This window comes from Arthrobacter celericrescens (assembly GCF_003614925.1).
Lineage (GTDB): Bacteria > Actinomycetota > Actinomycetes > Actinomycetales > Micrococcaceae > Arthrobacter > Arthrobacter celericrescens.
The window spans coordinates 61,610-80,356 of record NZ_QYLP01000021.1 but is presented as its reverse complement, the minus strand read 5'-3'; the positions used below and the strand labels follow the sequence as shown (position 1 = coordinate 80,356).

The window sequence follows — 18,747 nt, the reverse complement described above, 5'->3', positions numbered from 1 at the left end:
GGGCAACCGATGACTACCTACATCCATCCGTCACCTTCCGCGGCGGACGCCGTAGTGGAGAGCCCGACGGCGGCCCCGGCCACCGGGGCTCCGGCCCCCGCCACCGGGGCTCCGGCACCCGGCGTCGCTTCCGCACCCGCGCCCAAGCCGCGGCAGGGCCTCATCCACGGGCTCCTGACCAATCCGAAGGCCATGGTGGGGGCCGCGATCCTGCTCGTGTTCATCGCGCTGGCGCTTCTGGCGCCGGTGCTCTTCCCGGGCGATCCGTCCCGCATCACGGACATGGCCAGCCTGGAACCCTCCGCCGAGCACTGGCTGGGCACCACCGCCAAAGGCCAGGACGTCATGGCCCTGACCGTCCACGGCGCCCGCAGCTCCCTGCTGGTGGGCCTCACGGTGGGCTTCGCCTCCACCTTGGTCGGCATCCTGGTGGGCCTGGCCTCCGCGTATTTCGGCAAGTTCATCGACGAGGCGTTGTCCCTGATCACCAACGTGTTCCTGCTCCTGCCGGGCCTGCCCCTGCTGGTCATCCTGGCCGCGTTCCTGCCGCCGGGCCTGGGCACCGTGATCCTGGTGCTGATCGTTACCGGCTGGGCCGGCTCGGCCCGGGTGCTGCGCTCTCAGGCCCTGTCCATCCGTTCCAAGGACTTCGTGGCCGCGGCCGTGGTGTCCGGCGAACGGGCCGGGCGGATCATGTTCCGCGAGATCCTGCCCAACATGGCCTCGATCGTGATGGGCACCCTGCTGGCCTGCGTCATCTACGGCATCGGCGCGCAGGCGGGCCTGGAGTTCCTGGGCCTGGGCGACGTCAGCACCGTCTCCTGGGGCAACAACCTTTTCTGGGCCGGCAACGAGGGTGCACTGATGACTGGCAGCTGGTGGGTGTTCGTGCCATCCGGTGTCTGTATCGCTTTGGTCGCCTTCGCCTTGGCCCTTATCAATTACGCCGTGGATGAGGTCACCAATCCGCGGTTGCGGAAAATCAAAGCCGCTGTAACCCCGGCCAACCCTGAAAGGAGCGCAGCGAAATGACTGTTTCCCAGGTCTCCTTCGGCTCGCACGAGCCGGTCCTGGAGGTCAAGGACCTCACCGTGAAGTACGTGGGCGACACCCGCTCAACCACCGCCGTCGACCGTGTGTCTTTCAGCATCGGCACCGGCGAGATCTTTGGCTTGGCCGGGGAATCCGGCTGCGGCAAGTCCACCATCGCCAACTCGATCATGCGCCTGCTCAAGGACCCGGCGAAGATCGCCGGCGGCAGCATCCGCTTCGGCGGCAAGGACGTGCTGGCCATGGGCCCGGAGGAGCTGCGGCGCTTCCGCTGGCAGGACGTGGCCATGGTGTTCCAGTCGGCCATGAACTCGCTCAACCCGGTGCTGACCATCGGCGAACAGATCACGGACATCTACACCACCCACGCCGGCTACTCGCGCAAGGAATCGCTGCGCCGGGCCGCGGAACTGCTGGAACTGGTGCGGATCGATCCGGTGCGGCTGAAGTCCTACCCCCACCAGCTCTCCGGCGGCATGCGGCAGCGGGCCGTGATCGCCATGGCGGTGGCGCTCAAGCCGTCGTTGCTGATCCTGGACGAGCCCACTACCGCGCTGGATGTGGTGGTGCAGCAGGAAATCATGGCCCAGATCAAGGAACTGCAGCACGAACTGGGCTTCTCCGTCCTGTTCATCACGCACGACATGTCCCTCATGGTGGAGCTCTCGCACCGCATGGCCGTGATGTACGGCGGCCGGATCGTCGAAACCGCCAAAGCCGCGGACATCCACACCGCCCCGCAGCACCCCTACACCCAGGCCCTCATGGGCGCCTTCCCGCCGCTCACCGGGCCGCGGGTCCCGCTCGCGGGACTGGCCGACGGCGTGAAGTTCCGCAACATCCCCGACCTCGCCGAGGCCTCGCCCGGCCATTTCGTGGCACCGTTTGGTGTCGCTGCCGGCGCGGCCGGCGGATCCGCCCTGGAAGGAGCCTCCCGATGAGCAGCACTGTTCTGGGCGCCGCGGCGCCCGCCGCCGGAACCGGGCAACCAGCCCTGGAAATCCGCGGCCTCAGCAAGACCTTCCCCATCGGCGGGCTGCTCTCCCGCAGGTCCGTCCGGGCCCTTCACCAGGTGGACCTGAGCCTGGGCCGCGGCGAAATCGTGGCCCTGGTGGGCGAGTCCGGTTCCGGCAAGAGCACCCTGGCCCGCTGCGTGGCACGCCTCGAAAAGCCGAGCTCCGGCGCAATCCTGCTGGACGGCGTCGACGTCCTCAAGCGCGACCGCTTCCAGGCCTCCCGCGCGTTCCGTTCGCAGCTGCAGATGGTGTTCCAGGACCCCTTCGGCTCGCTCAACCCGGCCCACCGGATCGAGCACTTCCTGCGCCGCTCCTTGGCCATCCACGGCAAGGCCGGCTCCGCCACGGAAACCCAGCGCCGCCTCGAGGAGCTCATGACCACCGTGGGCCTGCAGCCGGACATGCTCAACTCCTACCCGCACGAACTCTCCGGCGGACAGCGGCAGCGCGTGGCCATCGCCCGGGCGCTCGCCGTGGAACCGCAGGTGATCCTCGCCGACGAGCCTACGTCCATGCTGGACGTCTCGGTGCGGATCGGGATCCTGAACCTGATGCGCAAGCTCCGCGACGAACAGGGCATCTCCATGCTCTACATCACCCACGACCTCGCCTCCGCCCGCTACCTCGCGGACCGGACGGCCGTGATGTTCGCCGGTGAGCTCGTGGAGGAAGGCGAGTCCCTGGACCTACTGGCCAACCCGGCCCATCCGTACACGCAACTGCTGGTCTCCGCCGTGCCGGATCCGGCGCGTTCGGGCTCCTATGACCCCGTCCGCCGGGCGGAGCTGCGCGCTGCGGTGATGAGTCCGGCGTCGTGTGCGTTCGACGGCGACCCGGAACAGCCCTGCTCCGCCGAGCATCCCGTCCGCCACCGGGTGGGCAGCCCCGACAACCGCCATTGGGTGCGCTGCCACCTGTACCGTCCCGCCGCCGGCTCGGCCGGCCACGCCCTCGTAGAATCCAAGGTCTCCTGAATGACTGAACTGACGCACCCGCTGGCCACCGTTCCCCGCGGCGAACTCGTGGCCCGCGCCGAGGCCGACCCGCACCGGCCCCGCTTCCACTTCGTTTCCCCGGCCGGCTGGCTCAACGATCCCAACGGCGTCAGCCAGTGGAACGGCACGTACCACCTCTTCTACCAATACAACCCGGAAGGGGCCTTCCACCACCGCATCCTCTGGGGCCACGCGGTCTCCACGGACCTGGTGCACTGGGAGGACGCGCCGGTGGCGCTGGAGCCGGGGTCTGGTTCCGGGGATCCGGACCGGGACGGCTGCTGGTCCGGCGTCCTCGTGAACGACGGCGGTGTGCCCACCCTGGTGTACTCCGGCCGACACGGCGAGCACGAACTGCCCTGCGTGGCGGTCGGTTCGCCCGATCTGCTGAGCTGGAGCAAGGCCCCGGAAAACCCGGTGATCGCGGCCCCGCCGGCTGGCGTCGACATCACCGCTTACCGGGACCACTGCGTGTGGCGCGAGGGTTCCATGTGGCGGCAGCTGGTGGGCTCGGGCATCCGCGGCCGCGGCGGCACGGCGTTCCTCTACGAGTCCGCGGACCTGCGCTCCTGGGACTACGTGGGCCCGCTGTTCATCGGCGACGCCTCGGGTGATCCGGACGCCACGGACTGGACCGGCACCATGTGGGAATGCGTGGACCTGTTCCGCGCGGGTGCAGGTGTTTTGGGCGGTGCCTCGGAGGATGCGGCGCCGGATGCGCTGGTCTTCTCCGCCTGGAACGACGGCGACACCCGCCACCCGCTGTACTGGAGCGGCCGGTACTCCGGGGACACCTTCGAACCCGCCGCCCTGCACCGGCTCGACTACGGTGGCCGGTTCTTCTACGCCCCGCAGTCCTTCCTCGATGAGTCAGGCCGCCGGATCATGTTCGGCTGGCTGCAGGAAGGGCGGCCCGAGGAAACCGCCGTGGAAGCCGGCTGGTCCGGGGTGATGAGCCTGCCCCGCGTGACCACCCTGGCCGAGGACGGCACGCTGTCTTTCGCGCCGGTGCCGGAACTGGAACGGCTCCGGACCGGACATGTCCAGGTTCCGGGGCAGGTGTTGGTGGGTGCCGGCACGCCAGTGGAGACCGGAATCTCCGGCAAGCAGCTCGATCTGGAACTTGAGCTCCAGCTGTCCGTCGGCTCGGTAGTGCGGCTCGGGCTGTTTGGCTCCGACGACGGACGCGAGGAAACCGCCGTCGAACTGGCCCTGGACCCGGACGGCACCTCCGGAACGCTGCGGCTGGACCGCAGCCGCAGCAGCATCGCCGCCGAAGAGGAAGGGCTCGACACCGAACCCAAGGAAGGCCCAGTGGCCATGCCCGGCGGGCGCGTCTCCCTGCGCGTCCTGGTGGACCGCTCCGCCGTCGAGATCTTCGCGAACGGCAAGCCGCTCACCGCCCGCGTGTACCCGGTACTCGACGGCGGCAACGTCACCCTGGTGGCCACCGCCGGAACAGCGCGGTTGCTGTCCTTCGATGCCTGGACCATGGGGGAGATCTTTGGAGGCGAACGCGTCCTTTTCCCTTCATCGATTGCTGAGTAGTTGTCGTTTTGAGCCCTCAGAACGACAACTACTCAGCAGTCGATTCCATGACAACGTGATCAAAGGCGATCTGAATGCACAAGAGAATAGTTGCCGGCCTCACGGCCGCAGTCCTTGGTGTGGGTTTCGCGGGAACGGGGGCAGCTGTTCCCGCGGCCGCCCTCGGCCCTTCTGAAGCAGGCCCAAGCCCGGTCACCCTCAACAGCACCACCAGTGCCATGCCGGACGCCGTGGGCGTCAGCGGCAGCTGGACCCGGACCTCGCAGGGCGGGTACACCGCCGTCGCGCAGTCCGGGCAGAACGCAGCGGCCATCAGCGAGCAGCTCGTGGCGGGCACGGCCCGCTACACCGCGGGAGTAAAGGTCGACGCCGGAACCCCCTTTGGGGTCGGAGCGCTCGTCTTCCGGGCCACCCCCGACGCGGGGGCCGGGTATGCGGCCACGATCGATCCGAACCTGGACCGGGTGCGGCTCTTCGACCTGGCCACCGGCCAGGACATCACCACCCCGGCCTCGGTGCCGCTGAACACCGGCCAGTCCTACACCGTGGACGTGCACGTGGACGGGCCGCGGATCTACGTGGCCGTGGACGGCGTGGAGCGGATCGACGCCACGGACCACCGCTACAACAGCGGCCATGTGGGCCTGCACGCCTACAACGGCACGGTCGCTTTCGGCACCCCGGGCGTGCGGACCATCGACACCAACGTGGACGGCTGGTCCGGGTCCTCCGCCTCCGCCTGGCAGGCCACCGCCACCGGATTCCGGGGCGCCGCGCCGGCGGACATCAACGTCCGCGCCGTCGCCACCGGGCAGTCACCCGCCGACGTCGACTTCACCACCGACATCCAGCTCACCTCCACCTACGGGGTGGGGGCGGTCCTGTTCCGCAGCAACGCCGCTGGCACCTCCGGTTACGCCGCCGAGGTGGACCCGAACGCGGGGCGGCTGCGGCTTTACCGCGTTTCGGACAACGCCACCCTGGGGACCTTCACCACGGCGATCACCCTGAACAAGGTCTACCGACTGCGCGTCACCGCCACCGGAACGCAGCTGGCCGTGTACTGGCAGACCGATTTCCTGGACCCCAACGGGGCCATGCCGTCCATCACGGCCACCGACTCCAGCGTGGGCTCCGGAAATGTCGGCCTGCTGTCCTACAACGGCACCACGGTCTTCCAGGGCATGACGCTGCGCGGGCTCGAATCGTCGCTGCAGGGCTGGCGCGTTGGTTCCGGTGCATGGGAGCCGGACGCGCGCGGGCTGCGGGGGACTGCGTCGTCCGGCAGCGCGGTGCGTTTCGTCCCGGCGGTGGCGTCCGACGTCGTCGCCTCCCTTGACCTGAACGTCGCCTCCCCGGCGACCGCCTCGGTGGTGGTCCGGAGCAATCCCGACGGCAGCGGCGGCACTGAATTGCGGATCGACCCGGGCGCCGGGACCGCGAAGCTGTACAACCGCGCCACCGGCGCGCTCCTGCTCTCCGGAACGCTGCCCGGGGGAAGCTTCACCGCGGCACAGCAGACGTCCTTGTCCCCGTTCAACCGGGTCCAGCTCACACTGCAGGGCAGCACCGCGAGCGTCCTGGTAAATGGCACGGCCGTGCTAAATGGCAACGCCGGCACGGCCGCCGGGACGGGTGCGGCATTGGTGGTGGTCGGAGGGTCCGCGACGTTCCAGAACGTCCGGGTGGACGCTGTGGAGGAGTACATGAACGGGCTCTACCAGCCCGGCTACCACTACTCGCAGAATTCGGGCAGCAGCTCGGACCCCAACGGCCTGGTCTACTTCGCGGGCGAGTACCACCTCTTCCACCAGGACCGCGGGCGCTGGGCGCATGCCGTCAGTACCGACCTCATCCACTGGAAGCAACTGCCCATCGCCCTGCCGCACCTGGCCTCGGGGGAGTCCTGGTCCGGTTCGGCCGTGGTGGACGCGTCCAATTCCAGCGGGCTCTTCAACGGTGTGTCCGGTGGAGGACTGGTGGCCTTCTTCACCTCCTTCAACCACGACGCCCCCAACGGCAACCAGTCCGTCCGGGCCGCCTACAGCTCGGACAAGGGCCGCTCCTGGCGACTGGTCCAGGAAGCGCCCGTGGTGCAGAACCCGGGCGGCGCAAACGGAGGCTGGGACTTCCGCGACCCCAAGGTCAGCTGGGACGCTGTTGCGGGCAAGTGGGTGATGGTGGTGGCCGCCGGCGACCACATCCGCTTCTACACCTCCACCAACCTGGTGTCCTGGACCTTCGCCAGTTCCTTCGGCTACGGCGACTGGGTGCGCGGCGGCGTCTTCGAATGCCCTGACTTCTTCTCGATGCCTGTGGAGGGACAGCCCGGGACCTCGCGCTGGGTGCTGTACTGGAGCACCGGTGCGGTGCGCGCCACCAACGGCTCCGCGGCGCAGTACGTCACCGGGACCTGGAATGGCAGCAGCTTCACCCCGGATACTCCGGCAACGCAGGTGCTTGAGGCCGACCACGGCCGGGACTACTACGCCGCCATGAGCTTCTTCGGCGCGCCGGACGGCCGCCGGATCATGATCGGCTGGATGAGCAACTGGGACTACGCGTTCAGCCCGCCCACGGGCCGCTGGAACGGCCAGCTCAGCATCCCGCGCGAGCTGAAACTGGTGGACATAGCCGGGAGCGGGCTGCGGCTGACGCAGGCTCCGGTGGTGGAGGAAGAGTCATTGCGGTCTTCCACCTGGCAGGCCTCGGACGTCACCGTGACCCCGAGCTCGGCCAATCCGCTGGCTGCCGCATCCGGGCGTTCCTTCGAGCTCGAGGCCGAGGTGGGCCTGCCCTCCACCGGCGGCGCCTCGTCCTTCGCCTTCGGGCTGCGGAAGGGGAGCGGCTCCACGGGTGCGCAGGAAACGTCCGTGAGGTTCGACGCCGGCGCGGGCACTCTTACGCTGGACCGCGGCAGCTCCGGCCGGGAGGACTTTACGCGCTACTTCGCCGGGACCGCCGCTGATAACTCCTCGGCGCCGTGGAGTTCCACGGTGGTGGGGTCCGAGCGACGGGTGAAGCTGAGGGTCCTGGTGGACGCGTCCTCGGTGGAGGTCTTCGGCGGGGACGGGACGGCGTCGATCTCTTCCCACGTGTTCCCGGACCCTTCCTCCACAGGGCTGTCCTTCACCGCAGCGGGCGGCGCTGCCCGGCTCGTCTCGGTCAAGGTCCACCAGCTCGGCGACACTGCGCGCCTGACGTCCGCTCCGCCGTCGGCCCCGCTGCCTGCGGCGGCCGGAAGCGCCCGGCACAACCTGGGCGCTTACTCGGTGGTGCCCGGCGGGCGCTGGGAAAGCACGGGTGCCGGGCTGGCCGGAACCTTCGACAAGGACTCCACGGCCATGAGTCCGTCGTCGTTCACGGACGTGCGGGTGCAGGCCGCGGTGCGCTTCGGCGGTGAGCCGTTCGCGGGCGCCATGCGCAACCGCGACCTCGCCCCGGAGCACGGTTACGGCGGTGCGGGTTCGGTGCTGCTGCGGTCGTCCGCTGATGGATCCAGCGCGTACTACGTGAACCTGGACCCGAACCTGCGCGAAGTCCGGGTGTTTGTGCTGGTCAACGGCGTGTTCAACCCCACCACCGGCATCCTGGCGAAGGTCCCGCTGGCCCTGTCCCAGGGAGTGAGCTACCAGTTGGACTCGGCGGTCCAGGGGAACCGGATCACCGTCTCCGTGGACGGCGCACAGCTGATCGACATCACGGACGCGCAGTTTGGTTCGGGAAAGGTGGGTGTGAACGTTTTCGACGGCCGCGCCGCCTACCAGGACCTGGTGGTCACGCCGCTCTGAGGTTTTAGCTTCGCTGGGAAGCTTCCGCCTGAGGAAATGTTGTTTGCCCGCTCAAATTTGGGCGGGCAAACAACATTTGGGACGGTGCGGCGGTTTTCGATGGGCGGGCAGCTCAAAAGGCGAGCAGGTCCCGGGCAAAGGCGATCCACTCCGCCTGCTGCGCCACGTCCAAGCGGTCCGCCGTGAGTCGGCGGAACTTCCCTTCCACCTCGGCGGGGCTGAGGGGGTGCCTTGCCCCGCCCCGGGCATGCTCCACCCGCGAGGCGAAGGTCCCGCTGTCCGTGACGACCTCCACCAACGGCTCGCGCCCGCCCTCCGGATCCCGCACAACCTCGATGCGCGCCAGCTGCTCCAAGATCGCGGGGCTGTCGAAGTGCCTGAAGTCCTCCGGCATCAGCTCCCTGCCCTCACACAAGAGCGCCAAGGACACCGACAGGCTCATCCGGGACTGGGCGGCGTCCGCCGGCGCGGGCGGGCAGATCATGGGCCGCAGGAAGTCGTTGACGTGCACCCGCACGGCCCGGATATCCGCGGGCTCCAGGCCCTCCGCGGCGAGGATGTCCAGGAATGCGTCGATGGCAGAGTGGGCGCTGCGGCAACTGGCGTAGGGCTTGATGGCCGAGTGTTCGAAGTGCCACACGGAGCCCAAACCTTCCACTAGGAGACCGGGTTCCACTTTGCCGGAGCCGGCGCCGTCCGGGCCGCCGTGGGTGGCGAAGAACCCTCCCCACACCGGCTCGAACACCTGCTGCGGACCGCTCGCGCCCGCCTGCGCCAGGAGCGCGGCTTCAAGCCCTGCCCGCGCGGCCTTCCCCGGGTGGAATTGCTTGGTCATGCTGCCGTCGGCGGAGAATGCCCAGCTGCCGGCGCTTGAACTCGCCGCGATGCCCAAGGCCGACGCCGACTGCCGGCCGTCCAGCCCCAGCATCACCGAGGCGGCGGCCGCCGCCGCGAACACGCCGCAGGTCGCCGTCGAATGCCAGCCGCGGGCGTTGTGCCGCTCGTAGCCGCCGAGTGCGAGCTGCACCCGGCGTCCCACCTCATAGCCGGCCACCAGCGCAGGGAGGAGCCGCCCGCCCGGGCGGGCGCCGCCGTCGGGCGTGTCCCCAGCAGGAAGAAGCGAAAGCAACACCGGGACCACCACCGCACCGGAGTGGTCGCAACCTTCGGTGTCGTCGATCTCAAGGCAGTGGGCGGCCACGGCATTGACGAAGGCGGCGTCCAGCGGATCCACGGTGGCGCCGTGATGCCACAAACCAGCGACGCCGGCCAGCGGCACCGGCCCGGGCCGGCGGAACACCTTACGCGCGGCTTGGGCCGCGGGCTCGTCCTGGCCGGCCACCATGGCGCCGAGCGTGTCGAGGAGATGGTCGGAGGCCTTCCGGGCCTGCCCGGGGGAGAGCGGCTGGCTGGCCATCCCGGCCACCCAATCCCCCAAACGCACGGCCAGCGGCGGCGCCTGGGTGCGGGCCGCCGTCGTCATGATTCCAGTGGCGCCAGGTCGAGGAACCGGCGGTAGGGGTGGTCCGTTTCCACCGGTTGCCCGGCCCAGTGAGCGGCAAGCTCGCCGCAGGTGGCAACCCAGGCCTCGCCGGAGTCCAGGATGGAGCTCAGGAAGTCCTCCAGCAGCCGCGCCCGCCCCGGGGTGCCCATGATCTCGGCGTTGAGCCGGAGTATGAGCACGGTGCCGAAGCGCCGGGCCGCGGCGAACTCGATGTCCCAGTTGTCCCGGACGGCGTCCAGGCTCTGGATGCGCGACTGCCCGGGCGGGAACGGCGGATCCAAGTTGAAGCCCAGGTACTGCAGGTCCTCCAGCTCGTAGCGGAAGGGAAGTTCCAGGACGCCGGAGTCGCCCAGCGGGAAGGGACGGTCGTCGCCCGGCAGGGAGGAGGACCACTCGAAACCGGCCGCGGCCATGGCCTCCGGGAAGCCGGGCTTCCACTCGCCGGAGGGCGTGCGGAGTCCGCGGACCTGCGCACCGGACGCTTCCCGAAGCGCGCGGGCGCCGTCGAGCATCTCCGCCACCTGGGCGTCGAGGTCCAGACCGTCGAAGTCCAGGTGGTGCATGCCGTGGCAGGCGAGCTCGTGCCCGCCGGCCAGCACGGACCGGACCAGTTCCGGGTGCTGCTGCGCGATCGCCCCCGGAACGAACCAGCTGGCCGCCACGCCCAGCCGCTCCAGCACGCGCAGGAGCCGGGCGGCGCCGTGGTCCGGGCCGTACTGCCCCACGGAACGGGACTTCAGGCGGTCCCGGTGCCCGGGGTCGAGGGCCAGGAAGGGCAGGTCGCCGTCGACGTCGATGGTGACGACGACGGCGCAGCGCGCCCCCTGCGGCCAGCCCGGCTCTTGCGGACGGACGGCCGCGGAGGTGCCGGCCGCCGTCGGGAGTTCCGGAGTGGTGTTCATCGCGGGTGCCTTTCGTTCCAGTCCTCGGCCACGGCCCGGGAAGTGGTTATCCGGACCCGGCCGGAGTCCGCGAGCGTGCCGAGGAACTCGTCCAGCATCAGAGCCCGGCCCGGGGTGCCGATGACCTTGGGGTGCCAGATAGTGCTGACTAGCAGGCCTTCGTCCGCCGCCGCGAGGATCTCGTCCCGCCAGCCGTTGAAGACCGGCCGGTAAGGCGCCACCCGGTCCAGCCCGGACGGGAAGTTCGGGGCGCGGTGGTAGGCGAAAGCGGTGTAGTCGTCGAAGAGGGATTTGGCGGGCAGTTCAATGAGCCCGTTGTCCGCGTGCCGGAAGGGCAGGTCGCCGTTTCGCAGCGAACTGGAATACAGCAGCCCTTCCTCGGCCAGGAGCTGCGCGGTCCGCGGGTGCCAGTCGCCGGAAGGGGCACGGAAGCCTGCCCCGGGGGCGCCGAGCAGCTGCCGGAAGATGTCCCGGCTGCGGCGGATGATGGCCCGCTGTTCCTCTTCGGGTTTGCCGAAAAACACTTCGTGACGGTGCCCGTGGTGGGCCATTTCGTGGCCGTCCTCCAGCACCCTCCGGCAGAGCTCCGGCCACTGTTCCACCACCCAGGACGGAGTGAAGAACGTGGCGGTGAGTCCGTGGCCGGCCAGGATGTCCAGGATCCGGGGCATGGCCCGGTGCGGGCCGTACGCTCCCAAGGTGAAGTAGCCCGGCTTGCGCCAGAGGGCTCCGGTGAGCATGGCGTTGCCGGTAGGTCCGTCAAGGTCGAAGGCCAAGGCCAGTGTGGCGCGGCCCGGTGTGGCGCTGTCCGGGGTGGCGGGGGCCTCCACACCGGCCCTGGCGTTGTCAGGCTTCACCGCTTACTTGACCCCGTTCAGGACCGGATCCGTCAGGCCGTATCCCACGTTGTGGGAGTCCAGGATCTTCTTCAGGGTGCCGTCCGCTTTCATGTCCTGGAAAGCCTTGACCACCTTGTCCTGGAGTGCCGCGTTTCCCTTCTTGGTGGCGGCGCCGAACGGAAGCTCGTTGACGTTGCCCAGGACCATGGCGTACTTGCCTGGGTTCTTCTTCTCGAAATAGACAAGGTTCTCTGCGCCCTGGATGGCCACCTGGGCGCGGCCCTGGTCCAGCTGGAGGCGGGCGGCCGCGCCGGAGTCGGTGGGCACGATGTTCACGGCCGGTTTGCCGGCGCCCTCGCACTTTTCCTTGCTGAAACGCTGCAGGGCCGGGTAGTAGTCGGTCTTGGAGCTCACAGCGACGCTTTGGCCGCAGACGTCCGTGTCCTGGGTGTACTTGGCCTTGTTGGCTCCCAGGACGTAGAAGCGGCCCACCGACTTGAAGTAGTCGATGAAATCAACGGTCTTCTGGCGCTCCACGGTGTCGGACATGCCGGAGAACACGATGTCCACGCGGTCGGTGCGGACGGAGTTGATGAGCTGGTCGAACTTCTGGTGGGTGTAGTCGACCTTCAGGTCCAGGCGCTTGCCGATTTCGGTGACGATGTCCACGTCCACGCCCACCAGCTTGTTGGTGGTTTCATCGAGGTATTCCATCGGCGGGAAATCAGGGGACAGGCCGACGGTGAGCACGCCATCCTTGATAGTGCTGAGCTGGCCGTCGGCGCTTTTGGCGGCTGAACCGCAGCCAGTGAGGGCAAGGGCGAGGCCGAGGACGGCGATGCCGCCCTTGAGGACGTTCTTCTTCATGGCTTCCTTCGGGGGAGTGGGGGTTTCGAGGGGTGTCTTGGGAGTTACTTGGGGGAGCTACTTGAGGACCCTGGACAGGAAGGCCCGGGTCCGCGGGTTCTGCGGGTTGCCGATCACCTCGGCCGGGCTGCCTTGCTCCACGATTACGCCGCCGTCCATGAAGACCACGCGGTCCGCCACTTCGCGGGCGAAGCCGATTTCATGGGTGACCACGATCATCGTCAGGCCCCCGGCGGCGAGTTCCTTCATGACCTTGAGGACTTCGCCGACCAGTTCGGGGTCCAGCGCGGAGGTGGGCTCATCGAAGAGCATGAGGCGGGGCTCCATGGCCAGGGCGCGGGCGATGGCCACCCGTTGCTGCTGCCCGCCGGAGAGCTGGCGCGGATAGGCGGCTGCCCGGTCCGCGAGGCCGACCTTCTCCAGGAGGGCCATGGCCGCCTCGTTGGCCACGGCCGCGCTGTGCCCGCGCACCAGCCGCGGGGCGTGGGTGATGTTCTCCAGAACGGTCATGTGCGGGAAGAGGTTGAAGCGCTGGAAGACCATGCCGATCTCGCTGCGCTGCCGGGCGATGGCGTTTTCGTGGACCTGTTGGAGGACCTCCGGGTCCTCCGTGCGGCGGTGGCCGATGACCTCGTCTCCCACGAAGACCAGCCCGGACGTGGGCTGTTCGATGAAATTGATGCAGCGCAGAAGGGTGGATTTCCCTGAGCCGGAGGGGCCCAGGATGCAGACCACCTCGCCGCTGCTTACCTCCAGGTCGACGCCTTTGAGGACTTCGTTGGGGCCGAAGTTCTTGGTGATGCTCTCAAGCTGGACAAGTGGCTGGATGCTCATGCGACGCTCCTACGGCTGGTGAAGAACCAGACCACCTTCTGCCAAGGGGTCAGGGGGAGGGCCTTGCTGGAACTGCCCTTCGCGAAGCGGCGTTCCACGTAGTACTGGATGACGGACAGGACGGAGACGGCCAGCAGGTACCAGATGCCCGAGACGATCAGCAGCTCCATGATCATGTTGTTGACCAGGTAGACGTGCTGGGCTTCGTTCAGCACCTCCGAAGCGCCGATGGCGGATGCCAGGGAGGTGGTCTTCAGCATGCCGATGGTTTCGTTGCCGATCGGGGGCAGGATGACCCGCATGGCCTGGGGCAGGACGACCGTCCGCATGGTTGCGGTGCCGGGCAGGCCCAGGGCCTTGGCGGCCTCGCCCTGGCCTTCGTCAACGGACAGGATGCCGGCGCGGACCACCTCGGAGGTGTAGGCGCCCTGGTTCAGGCCGAGGCCCAGGATCGCGGCCACGAAGGGCGACACAACGTCCACAGTGCGGCCTTCGATAAGCCCGGGAATGCCCACAACGGGGAACACCAGGGCGATGTTGAACCAAAGAAGCAGTTGCAGGTACACCGGGGTGCCGCGGAAGAACCACACATAGATCCACGCGATGCCGCTCACCACGGGGTTGGAGGAGAGCCTCATGACGGCGACGAGCACGCCCAGCGCGATGCCGATGAGCATGGAAACGACCGTCAGGGCCACGGTGATGCCCATGCCGGACACGATGGCCGGGAAGGTGAAGTATTCGCCCACGGTGGGCCAGTCGATCTGGGCGCCCGCAAAGGAGGCGACAATCCAGACCAGCACTGCCGCCGTCGCGATCGCCGCAATCCAGCGGGCCCAATGCTTGACCGGAACAATCCGGTAGGTGATGCGTGCGGTTGCCTGGGTAGGCGTCATGCCGGAACCTCCTGGGGGTCGGGGGTGGCGGGGTCGGGGGTGGCGAAGCCGGCCAGGCTGCTGGCCAGCGCGCCGCGCAGGGCGCTCGCCTGGGGGTCGATGTTCGACGGCGCGGTGCCGCCGGGCCCTGAACGCCGGGCCAATGCGGACTCGATGCTGAGCCGGCCAAGCGCCGCTTCGGTGATGCGGGCGTCGATGGCCTGAGCCTGGGCCAGGCTCAGCTCTTCCAGCCCGATGCCTTCCGCTTCGCAGAAGTGCACCACCTCACCCGCGACGTCGTGTGCCTGGCTGAAGGGGATGCCTTGTTCAGCGAGCCAGTCGGCCAGTTCGGTGGCCAGCGTGAAGCCCTGAACGGCCTGGCGGCGCATCGTCTCGGCCCGGACGGTGAAAGTCTGAACCATGCCGGTGATGGCAGGCAGGACCAGTTCCAAGGTGTCCGTGCTGTCGAAGGTGAAGTGCTTGTCCTCGGCGAGGTCGCGGTTGTAGGCGAAAGGCAGTCCCTTGAGCACGCCCAGCATGCCGCTGAGGTTGGCGTTCAGGCGGGCCGCTTTACCACGGGAGAGCTCGGCGATGTCCGGGTTCTTCTTCTGCGGCATGATCGAGGATCCCGTGGACCAGGAGTCGTGCAGGCCGATCCAGCCGAACTGGGCGGAGGACCAAAGGCACAGCTCTTCGCTCAGCCGGGAGATGTCCGTGGCCAGCATGGCGGTGGCGTACAGGAAATCGGCAACGTGGTCGCGGCTGGAAACGCCGTCGATCGAGTTGACCACCAGGCCCGAGAAACCCTGCTCGCGGGCCGCCGTCAGGGGCTCATGGCTGAGCGGGTTGCCCGCCAGGGCTGCCGCACCCAGCGGCGAGAGCGACGACGATTCCCACGCGTTGCGGAGGCGCTGGACATTGCGCGAGATCGCCGAGGCGTGCGCCAGCAGCTGGTGCCCGAAGGTGATGGGCTGGGCGGGCTGCAGGTGCGTGAAACCCGGCGCCGCGACGTCGCGGTTTTCTTCCGCCCGCCGGATCAGCGCCTCGACAAGTTCCGCGGCGGCGGTGGCGAGCCCCGCGGCCGCTGCCCGGAGGTACAGCCGCAGCTCATTGGAGGTCTGGTCGTTGCGGCTGCGGCCGGCACGAAGCTTTCCGCCCAAGGTGCCGAGGCGCTCCACGAGGACCCGCTCCAGGTAGCCGTGGACATCTTCGTCCTCGGCGGTGGGGCGCACGGTCCCTGATTCGTGGTCGGCCACGATGGCGTCCAGGGTGTTGCTGATGGTTGCCCGCTCGCCTTCGCTGAGGAGGCCTGCCCGGACCAGTTCGCCGGCGTGGGCCTTGGAACCCACCACGTCGAAGCGGACCATCCGGTAGTACTCCGGAGGGCAGCGGGAGATGTCTTCAAGGGCCTTCGCCGAGGGGGCGGAGAACCGCCCGCCCCAGAGTTTCCCGGCCTCATGATGCCCGGCGTCTTGTGCCTGAGCAACGCTCATTCTGTGATCCTTCCCACAAGTTTCTCCATGAATGTACGACAATATTTGCCATGAAGGACCACTATGTCAAGAAATTGTATGGCAAAATTGTTTTCATGACGTCGAATGGTGCGCCGCGCGGAGATCTGCGAACATGAGCGGCATGAGTGATACCAAGGGGGACAGCGCAGGGGCATCCACCCACGCGGCCGAGAACATTGCGGAGGAGATCCGCCGCGCCATCGTCAGCGGCGAACTCGCCGCTGGGGCTCCGGTCACCGAGAAATGGGTCGCAGAAAAATACTCCGTGTCGCGGACCACCATCCGTGAAGTGCTGAACTTCCTCATCGGTGAGGGGTACCTGGTGCGCCGGCCGTACCACAGCGCCCAGGTGCGCTCATTTACGGAGAAGGAAGTCCGGGACATCATGGAGGCCCGCGAGCTGGTGGAGGTCCACGCCGGCATCCGTTCCATTGCGGCGGGCAATGCCAGCAAGGAACGGCTCCGGGAGGCGTTGGCCGCCTACATCGAGGCGATGGATTCCGGTGACGTCGCCGAAAGCTCGCGCCGGCACCGCGAACTGCATGTGGCGCTGGTGGGGATGTCCGGGAACGAACGGCTCATGAAGCAGGAGGAACAGCTGATGATTGACTCCTCGCTCTTCGTGGCGGTCATCGATTCCCGGCGCGATGACGTCGAGAAGATGAAGCGCGCCCACACCCAGCTTGTGGAGGCCTTCCTGGAAGGCGACCAGGAACTTTCGGTGCGGTTGGTACGCCAGCACCTCGGCATGGTGGAGCAGGCCGCGATCGAGGAACTCGAACCCTCTCCGCGCTGATGGCGTGTGTCCGGTGGCATGTCACTCGAGGGTTGCAGGCTTCCGCCCCGCGAAGCGTTGTTTGCCCGCCAAAATTTGAGCGGGCATCCAACGTTTGAGAAGGCAAAAGCGGAAAGCCCGACGGCGGCACACGGCTTGGGCGCGGCGCCTTACGGTACTGGGCGGCCGGCTCAGCGCTGGGCCAGCCCGGCAATCCGGTGATTCAGTACTCGCCCTTGATCACGAAGAATGAGCCCCGGATTTCGCCGGCCAGCTTGGACTTTTGGCGGGCGAACTTGAAGCGCTCCGCAAGTTCTTCGGGCACCTCCATGCCCTGCGACAGCTTGAATCCCACGGCGCGCTTGCCGCCCTCCGCCAAGCTGTACATCACGTTGACGGACAGGCCGGATTCGTAGAAGACATAATCCATGCGCAGGCCGTCGACCTCGAAGGAGGACACCTCCAGCGGGGTGGAGGCGATGGTGATTTCGCGCTCCTCGGCCAGGATGCGGTGGATCCGCTCCAGGATCTCCGGGGCCTCCGCCGCGGGGGTGACCGTGAAGACATGGCCGTACTTGTTCTTGTAGTAGCGGGCCTCGTTGGCGCGCAGTCCGGCGAGGGCCTCGGCCACCGGGGACGACTCCAGGCCAGTGGCGGAGACCTGCTCAAAATCAACGATGTACGGCATGCACCCTCCCGAAAGACGTCCTGTCACGACCACCATAGCGACGTTTCAGTAGTGGTACCTGGCCTGCAGGATGGTCACGTACTTGTCATCGGCCAGGTAGACAAGCCGGTTGCTTTCGTCGATGCGCCGCGACCACGCTCCGGCGAGGGCGTGTTTGAGTGGTTCCGGCTTGCCGATACCGTCGTACGGGTCGTCTCGGAGGGTGTCTGCGATGAGCTGGTTTATCCGCAGAAATGTCTTGTCCCGGACCCGCCAAGAGAGGTAGTCCTCCCAGCCTTCACTGGTCCAGGCGAGCTTGCGCTCCGTCACGGTTTGAGGAGCCCGTGCTCCACAGCGCCGCCTGAGCGGGCGCTCTCCACTGCCGAAACCAGGCGCCTCGCGTTCTTCGGGGAACGCAGAAGGATGCTCGTTTCAATGAGGGAGTCATACTCATCCTTGGACATGAGTATTGCCGAGCCGCGCCGCGACGTGATTTCGATTTCGGTGTGATCGAGATTGACCCGTTCGATCAGCCCGAACAGGTCCCGCCGCGCTTCGCTGGTTGTTATTGCCACGCCAAACCCTCCTACTGGTACCACTTAACGTACCAGTAGGAGGTTCCTGTCGGCCTGCGGGGCGCCTCAGCCCAACGGCAGCGCCGGGTCCAACTCCGGGGTGTGCGCGGTCATGCTGATCAGCCGGCCGTGGGCCCCGAAGGTAAAGTGCACGGGTTCGGTGCCGGCCTCGTCCCAGCCGAAGAGGTAGCCGTGCGAGCGGATGGCCCGCACGTCGCGGTGATCGGCGATGGTCACGGAACCGCAGGGGATCACTTTTTCGCGCCATGTGAAGACGTAGATTCCCGGGCGGATCTGGAAGGTGGTGTTGGTGTCAGTGTCGGCCAGGCCGCGCTCGGGTCCGGCCAGGCACTGCCACGTGTACCACTGCGGGCTCAGGTAGATGTGCTCGTAGGCGTGGATGTCGCTGTACACCCACTCCACCCGGCGGCCGATCAGGGCCGTGGTCTCCGCCACCGGCTCGCCCGTGGGCTCGGACCCGGCGATTACGCCGGGCAGGAACTCGTGGCGGACTGCGGTTTCGCCCGGTTCAGCGTGCCCGAGGACGGCGCCGATGAACAACGCCCGGCCGAAGTCGAGGTCCAGGAACAGGGACACCGAGAACTCCGGGTCCGCACCAGACTGCCACTGGGCGTAGTACAGGCCCTCGGCCACGGCGAACGCCTCGTATCGGTCCTCCCCGGACCGTCCTCCGGCGCTCCAGGCCACGGTGCCGGCGTCGAACTCGAAAACGAAGCTGCCACCGTCGGACCTGCCGCCGTCGATCTTCACGGTCAGCTTGGTGCCGGCCAGGTCCTGGACCGGGGTGGCCTTGTTGGCGTCGAAACCGGGCGCCAGGCCGTCCAGGGGCAGCCAGGTGGAGGTGTCGAGGAGGTTGTTGCTCATGGTGTGTCCTTAGGTGCAGCCGGCGGCTCGAGGACCGGCCGTCGGCGATGGCGGCATCGGGCCCGCTGTGTGCCGGGTCACGTTGCGCGGCGGGCTTGGCTCCCAGCGTA

General features: G+C 68.0%; 17 protein-coding genes. 6 read left to right on the top strand and 11 right to left on the bottom strand.

Features of this window, described 5'->3' with window-relative positions:
* Positions 1–9 precede the first annotated feature (9 nt).
* The 5 genes from D3654_RS04415 to D3654_RS04395 all read left to right on the top strand — a co-directional run bounded on the left by D3654_RS04415 (position 10) and on the right by D3654_RS04395 (position 8,400).
* Positions 10–1,032: an ABC transporter permease gene (locus D3654_RS04415; RefSeq protein WP_245413082.1), complete on the top strand. Its 1,023-nt coding sequence runs from the start codon at positions 10–12 to the stop codon at positions 1,030–1,032.
* Complete coding sequence (locus tag D3654_RS04410) at positions 1,029–1,991, top strand: ABC transporter ATP-binding protein (protein WP_120520308.1); 963 nt, start codon at positions 1,029–1,031, stop codon at positions 1,989–1,991. The genes D3654_RS04415 and D3654_RS04410 overlap by 4 nt, the downstream gene beginning before the upstream one ends.
* Entirely contained in the window at positions 1,988–3,040 is a 1,053-nt protein-coding gene (locus D3654_RS04405; RefSeq protein ID WP_120520307.1) for an ABC transporter ATP-binding protein, read from the top strand. The genes D3654_RS04410 and D3654_RS04405 overlap by 4 nt, the downstream gene beginning before the upstream one ends.
* Positions 3,041–4,609, top strand: a complete 1,569-nt coding sequence (locus D3654_RS04400; RefSeq protein WP_120520306.1) for a glycoside hydrolase family 32 protein — start codon at positions 3,041–3,043, stop codon at positions 4,607–4,609. It begins immediately after the preceding gene.
* A 74-nt stretch (positions 4,610–4,683) separates the two neighbouring features.
* Complete coding sequence (locus D3654_RS04395) at positions 4,684–8,400, top strand: glycoside hydrolase family 32 protein (protein WP_120520305.1); 3,717 nt, start codon at positions 4,684–4,686, stop codon at positions 8,398–8,400.
* Between the two features lie 112 nt (positions 8,401–8,512).
* On the opposite strand, the gene D3654_RS04390 is transcribed toward D3654_RS04395, so the two are convergent.
* The 7 genes from D3654_RS04390 to argH are packed head-to-tail and all read right to left on the bottom strand — an operon-like array spanning position 8,513 to position 15,714.
* On the bottom strand, positions 8,513–9,883 hold the full coding sequence (locus D3654_RS04390; protein WP_120520304.1) for an MmgE/PrpD family protein: 1,371 nt from the start codon (positions 9,881–9,883) through the stop codon (positions 8,513–8,515).
* Positions 9,880–10,806 carry a polysaccharide deacetylase family protein gene (locus D3654_RS04385; RefSeq protein ID WP_120520303.1) on the bottom strand — a complete coding sequence of 309 codons (927 nt, stop codon included), beginning with the start codon at positions 10,804–10,806 and terminating at the stop codon, positions 9,880–9,882. The genes D3654_RS04390 and D3654_RS04385 overlap by 4 nt, the downstream gene beginning before the upstream one ends.
* Positions 10,803–11,663 (bottom strand): polysaccharide deacetylase family protein, encoded by an 861-nt coding sequence (locus D3654_RS04380; protein WP_120520302.1) that lies wholly within the window; start codon positions 11,661–11,663, stop codon positions 10,803–10,805. Before D3654_RS04380 ends, D3654_RS04385 begins: the two co-directional genes overlap by 4 nt.
* Before the next feature lie 3 nt (positions 11,664–11,666).
* The gene (locus tag D3654_RS04375) at positions 11,667–12,512 is read right to left on the bottom strand and encodes an ABC transporter substrate-binding protein (protein WP_120520301.1); all 846 of its coding nucleotides are present in this window, start codon (positions 12,510–12,512) and stop codon (positions 11,667–11,669) included.
* A gap of 57 nt (positions 12,513–12,569) precedes the next feature.
* Entirely contained in the window at positions 12,570–13,346 is a 777-nt protein-coding gene (locus D3654_RS04370) for an amino acid ABC transporter ATP-binding protein (protein ID WP_120520300.1), read from the bottom strand.
* Positions 13,343–14,242, bottom strand: coding sequence for an amino acid ABC transporter permease (locus D3654_RS04365; protein ID WP_120520299.1), 900 nt, complete (start codon positions 14,240–14,242; stop codon positions 13,343–13,345). The genes D3654_RS04370 and D3654_RS04365 overlap by 4 nt, the downstream gene beginning before the upstream one ends.
* Entirely contained in the window at positions 14,239–15,714 is a 1,476-nt protein-coding gene (gene argH / locus D3654_RS04360; protein ID WP_120520298.1) for an argininosuccinate lyase, read from the bottom strand. The genes D3654_RS04365 and argH overlap by 4 nt, the downstream gene beginning before the upstream one ends.
* A gap of 142 nt (positions 15,715–15,856) precedes the next feature.
* Between argH and D3654_RS04355 the strand changes: the two genes are divergently transcribed.
* Positions 15,857–16,531, top strand: coding sequence for a GntR family transcriptional regulator (locus D3654_RS04355; RefSeq protein ID WP_162943611.1), 675 nt, complete (start codon positions 15,857–15,859; stop codon positions 16,529–16,531).
* Between the two features lie 202 nt (positions 16,532–16,733).
* On the opposite strand, the gene D3654_RS04350 is transcribed toward D3654_RS04355, so the two are convergent.
* The 4 genes from D3654_RS04350 to D3654_RS04335 all read right to left on the bottom strand — a co-directional run bounded on the left by D3654_RS04350 (position 16,734) and on the right by D3654_RS04335 (position 18,637).
* Positions 16,734–17,198, bottom strand: a complete 465-nt coding sequence (locus D3654_RS04350) for a phage tail protein (protein ID WP_120520296.1) — start codon at positions 17,196–17,198, stop codon at positions 16,734–16,736.
* Between the two features lie 45 nt (positions 17,199–17,243).
* Positions 17,244–17,507 (bottom strand): Txe/YoeB family addiction module toxin, encoded by a 264-nt coding sequence (locus tag D3654_RS04345; RefSeq protein ID WP_120520295.1) that lies wholly within the window; start codon positions 17,505–17,507, stop codon positions 17,244–17,246.
* On the bottom strand, positions 17,504–17,752 hold the full coding sequence (locus D3654_RS04340) for a type II toxin-antitoxin system Phd/YefM family antitoxin (protein WP_120520294.1): 249 nt from the start codon (positions 17,750–17,752) through the stop codon (positions 17,504–17,506). The genes D3654_RS04345 and D3654_RS04340 overlap by 4 nt, the downstream gene beginning before the upstream one ends.
* Before the next feature lie 66 nt (positions 17,753–17,818).
* Positions 17,819–18,637 carry a MoaF C-terminal domain-containing protein gene (locus tag D3654_RS04335; RefSeq protein ID WP_120520293.1) on the bottom strand — a complete coding sequence of 273 codons (819 nt, stop codon included), beginning with the start codon at positions 18,635–18,637 and terminating at the stop codon, positions 17,819–17,821.
* Positions 18,638–18,747 lie beyond the last annotated feature (110 nt).

Excerpts from the sequence above, each read along its gene's own strand:
- D3654_RS04365 (WP_120520299.1), bottom strand. The coding sequence starts at position 14,242 with ATGACGCCTACCCAGGCAACCGCACGCATCACCTACCGGATTGTTCCG.
- D3654_RS04415 (WP_245413082.1), top strand. The coding sequence starts at position 10 with ATGACTACCTACATCCATCCGTCACCTTCCGCGGCGGACGCCGTAGTG.
- D3654_RS04375 (WP_120520301.1), bottom strand. The coding sequence starts at position 12,512 with ATGAAGAAGAACGTCCTCAAGGGCGGCATCGCCGTCCTCGGCCTCGCC.
- argH (WP_120520298.1), bottom strand. The coding sequence starts at position 15,714 with ATGAGCGTTGCTCAGGCACAAGACGCCGGGCATCATGAGGCCGGGAAA.
- D3654_RS04410 (WP_120520308.1), top strand. The coding sequence starts at position 1,029 with ATGACTGTTTCCCAGGTCTCCTTCGGCTCGCACGAGCCGGTCCTGGAG.
- D3654_RS04335 (WP_120520293.1), bottom strand. The coding sequence starts at position 18,637 with ATGAGCAACAACCTCCTCGACACCTCCACCTGGCTGCCCCTGGACGGC.
- D3654_RS04400 (WP_120520306.1), top strand. The coding sequence starts at position 3,041 with ATGACTGAACTGACGCACCCGCTGGCCACCGTTCCCCGCGGCGAACTC.
- D3654_RS04350 (WP_120520296.1), bottom strand. The coding sequence starts at position 17,198 with ATGCCGTACATCGTTGATTTTGAGCAGGTCTCCGCCACTGGCCTGGAG.
- D3654_RS04355 (WP_162943611.1), top strand. The coding sequence starts at position 15,857 with ATGAGTGATACCAAGGGGGACAGCGCAGGGGCATCCACCCACGCGGCC.
- D3654_RS04395 (WP_120520305.1), top strand. The coding sequence starts at position 4,684 with ATGCACAAGAGAATAGTTGCCGGCCTCACGGCCGCAGTCCTTGGTGTG.
- D3654_RS04390 (WP_120520304.1), bottom strand. The coding sequence starts at position 9,883 with ATGACGACGGCGGCCCGCACCCAGGCGCCGCCGCTGGCCGTGCGTTTG.
- D3654_RS04405 (WP_120520307.1), top strand. The coding sequence starts at position 1,988 with ATGAGCAGCACTGTTCTGGGCGCCGCGGCGCCCGCCGCCGGAACCGGG.
- D3654_RS04385 (WP_120520303.1), bottom strand. The coding sequence starts at position 10,806 with ATGAACACCACTCCGGAACTCCCGACGGCGGCCGGCACCTCCGCGGCC.
- D3654_RS04370 (WP_120520300.1), bottom strand. The coding sequence starts at position 13,346 with ATGAGCATCCAGCCACTTGTCCAGCTTGAGAGCATCACCAAGAACTTC.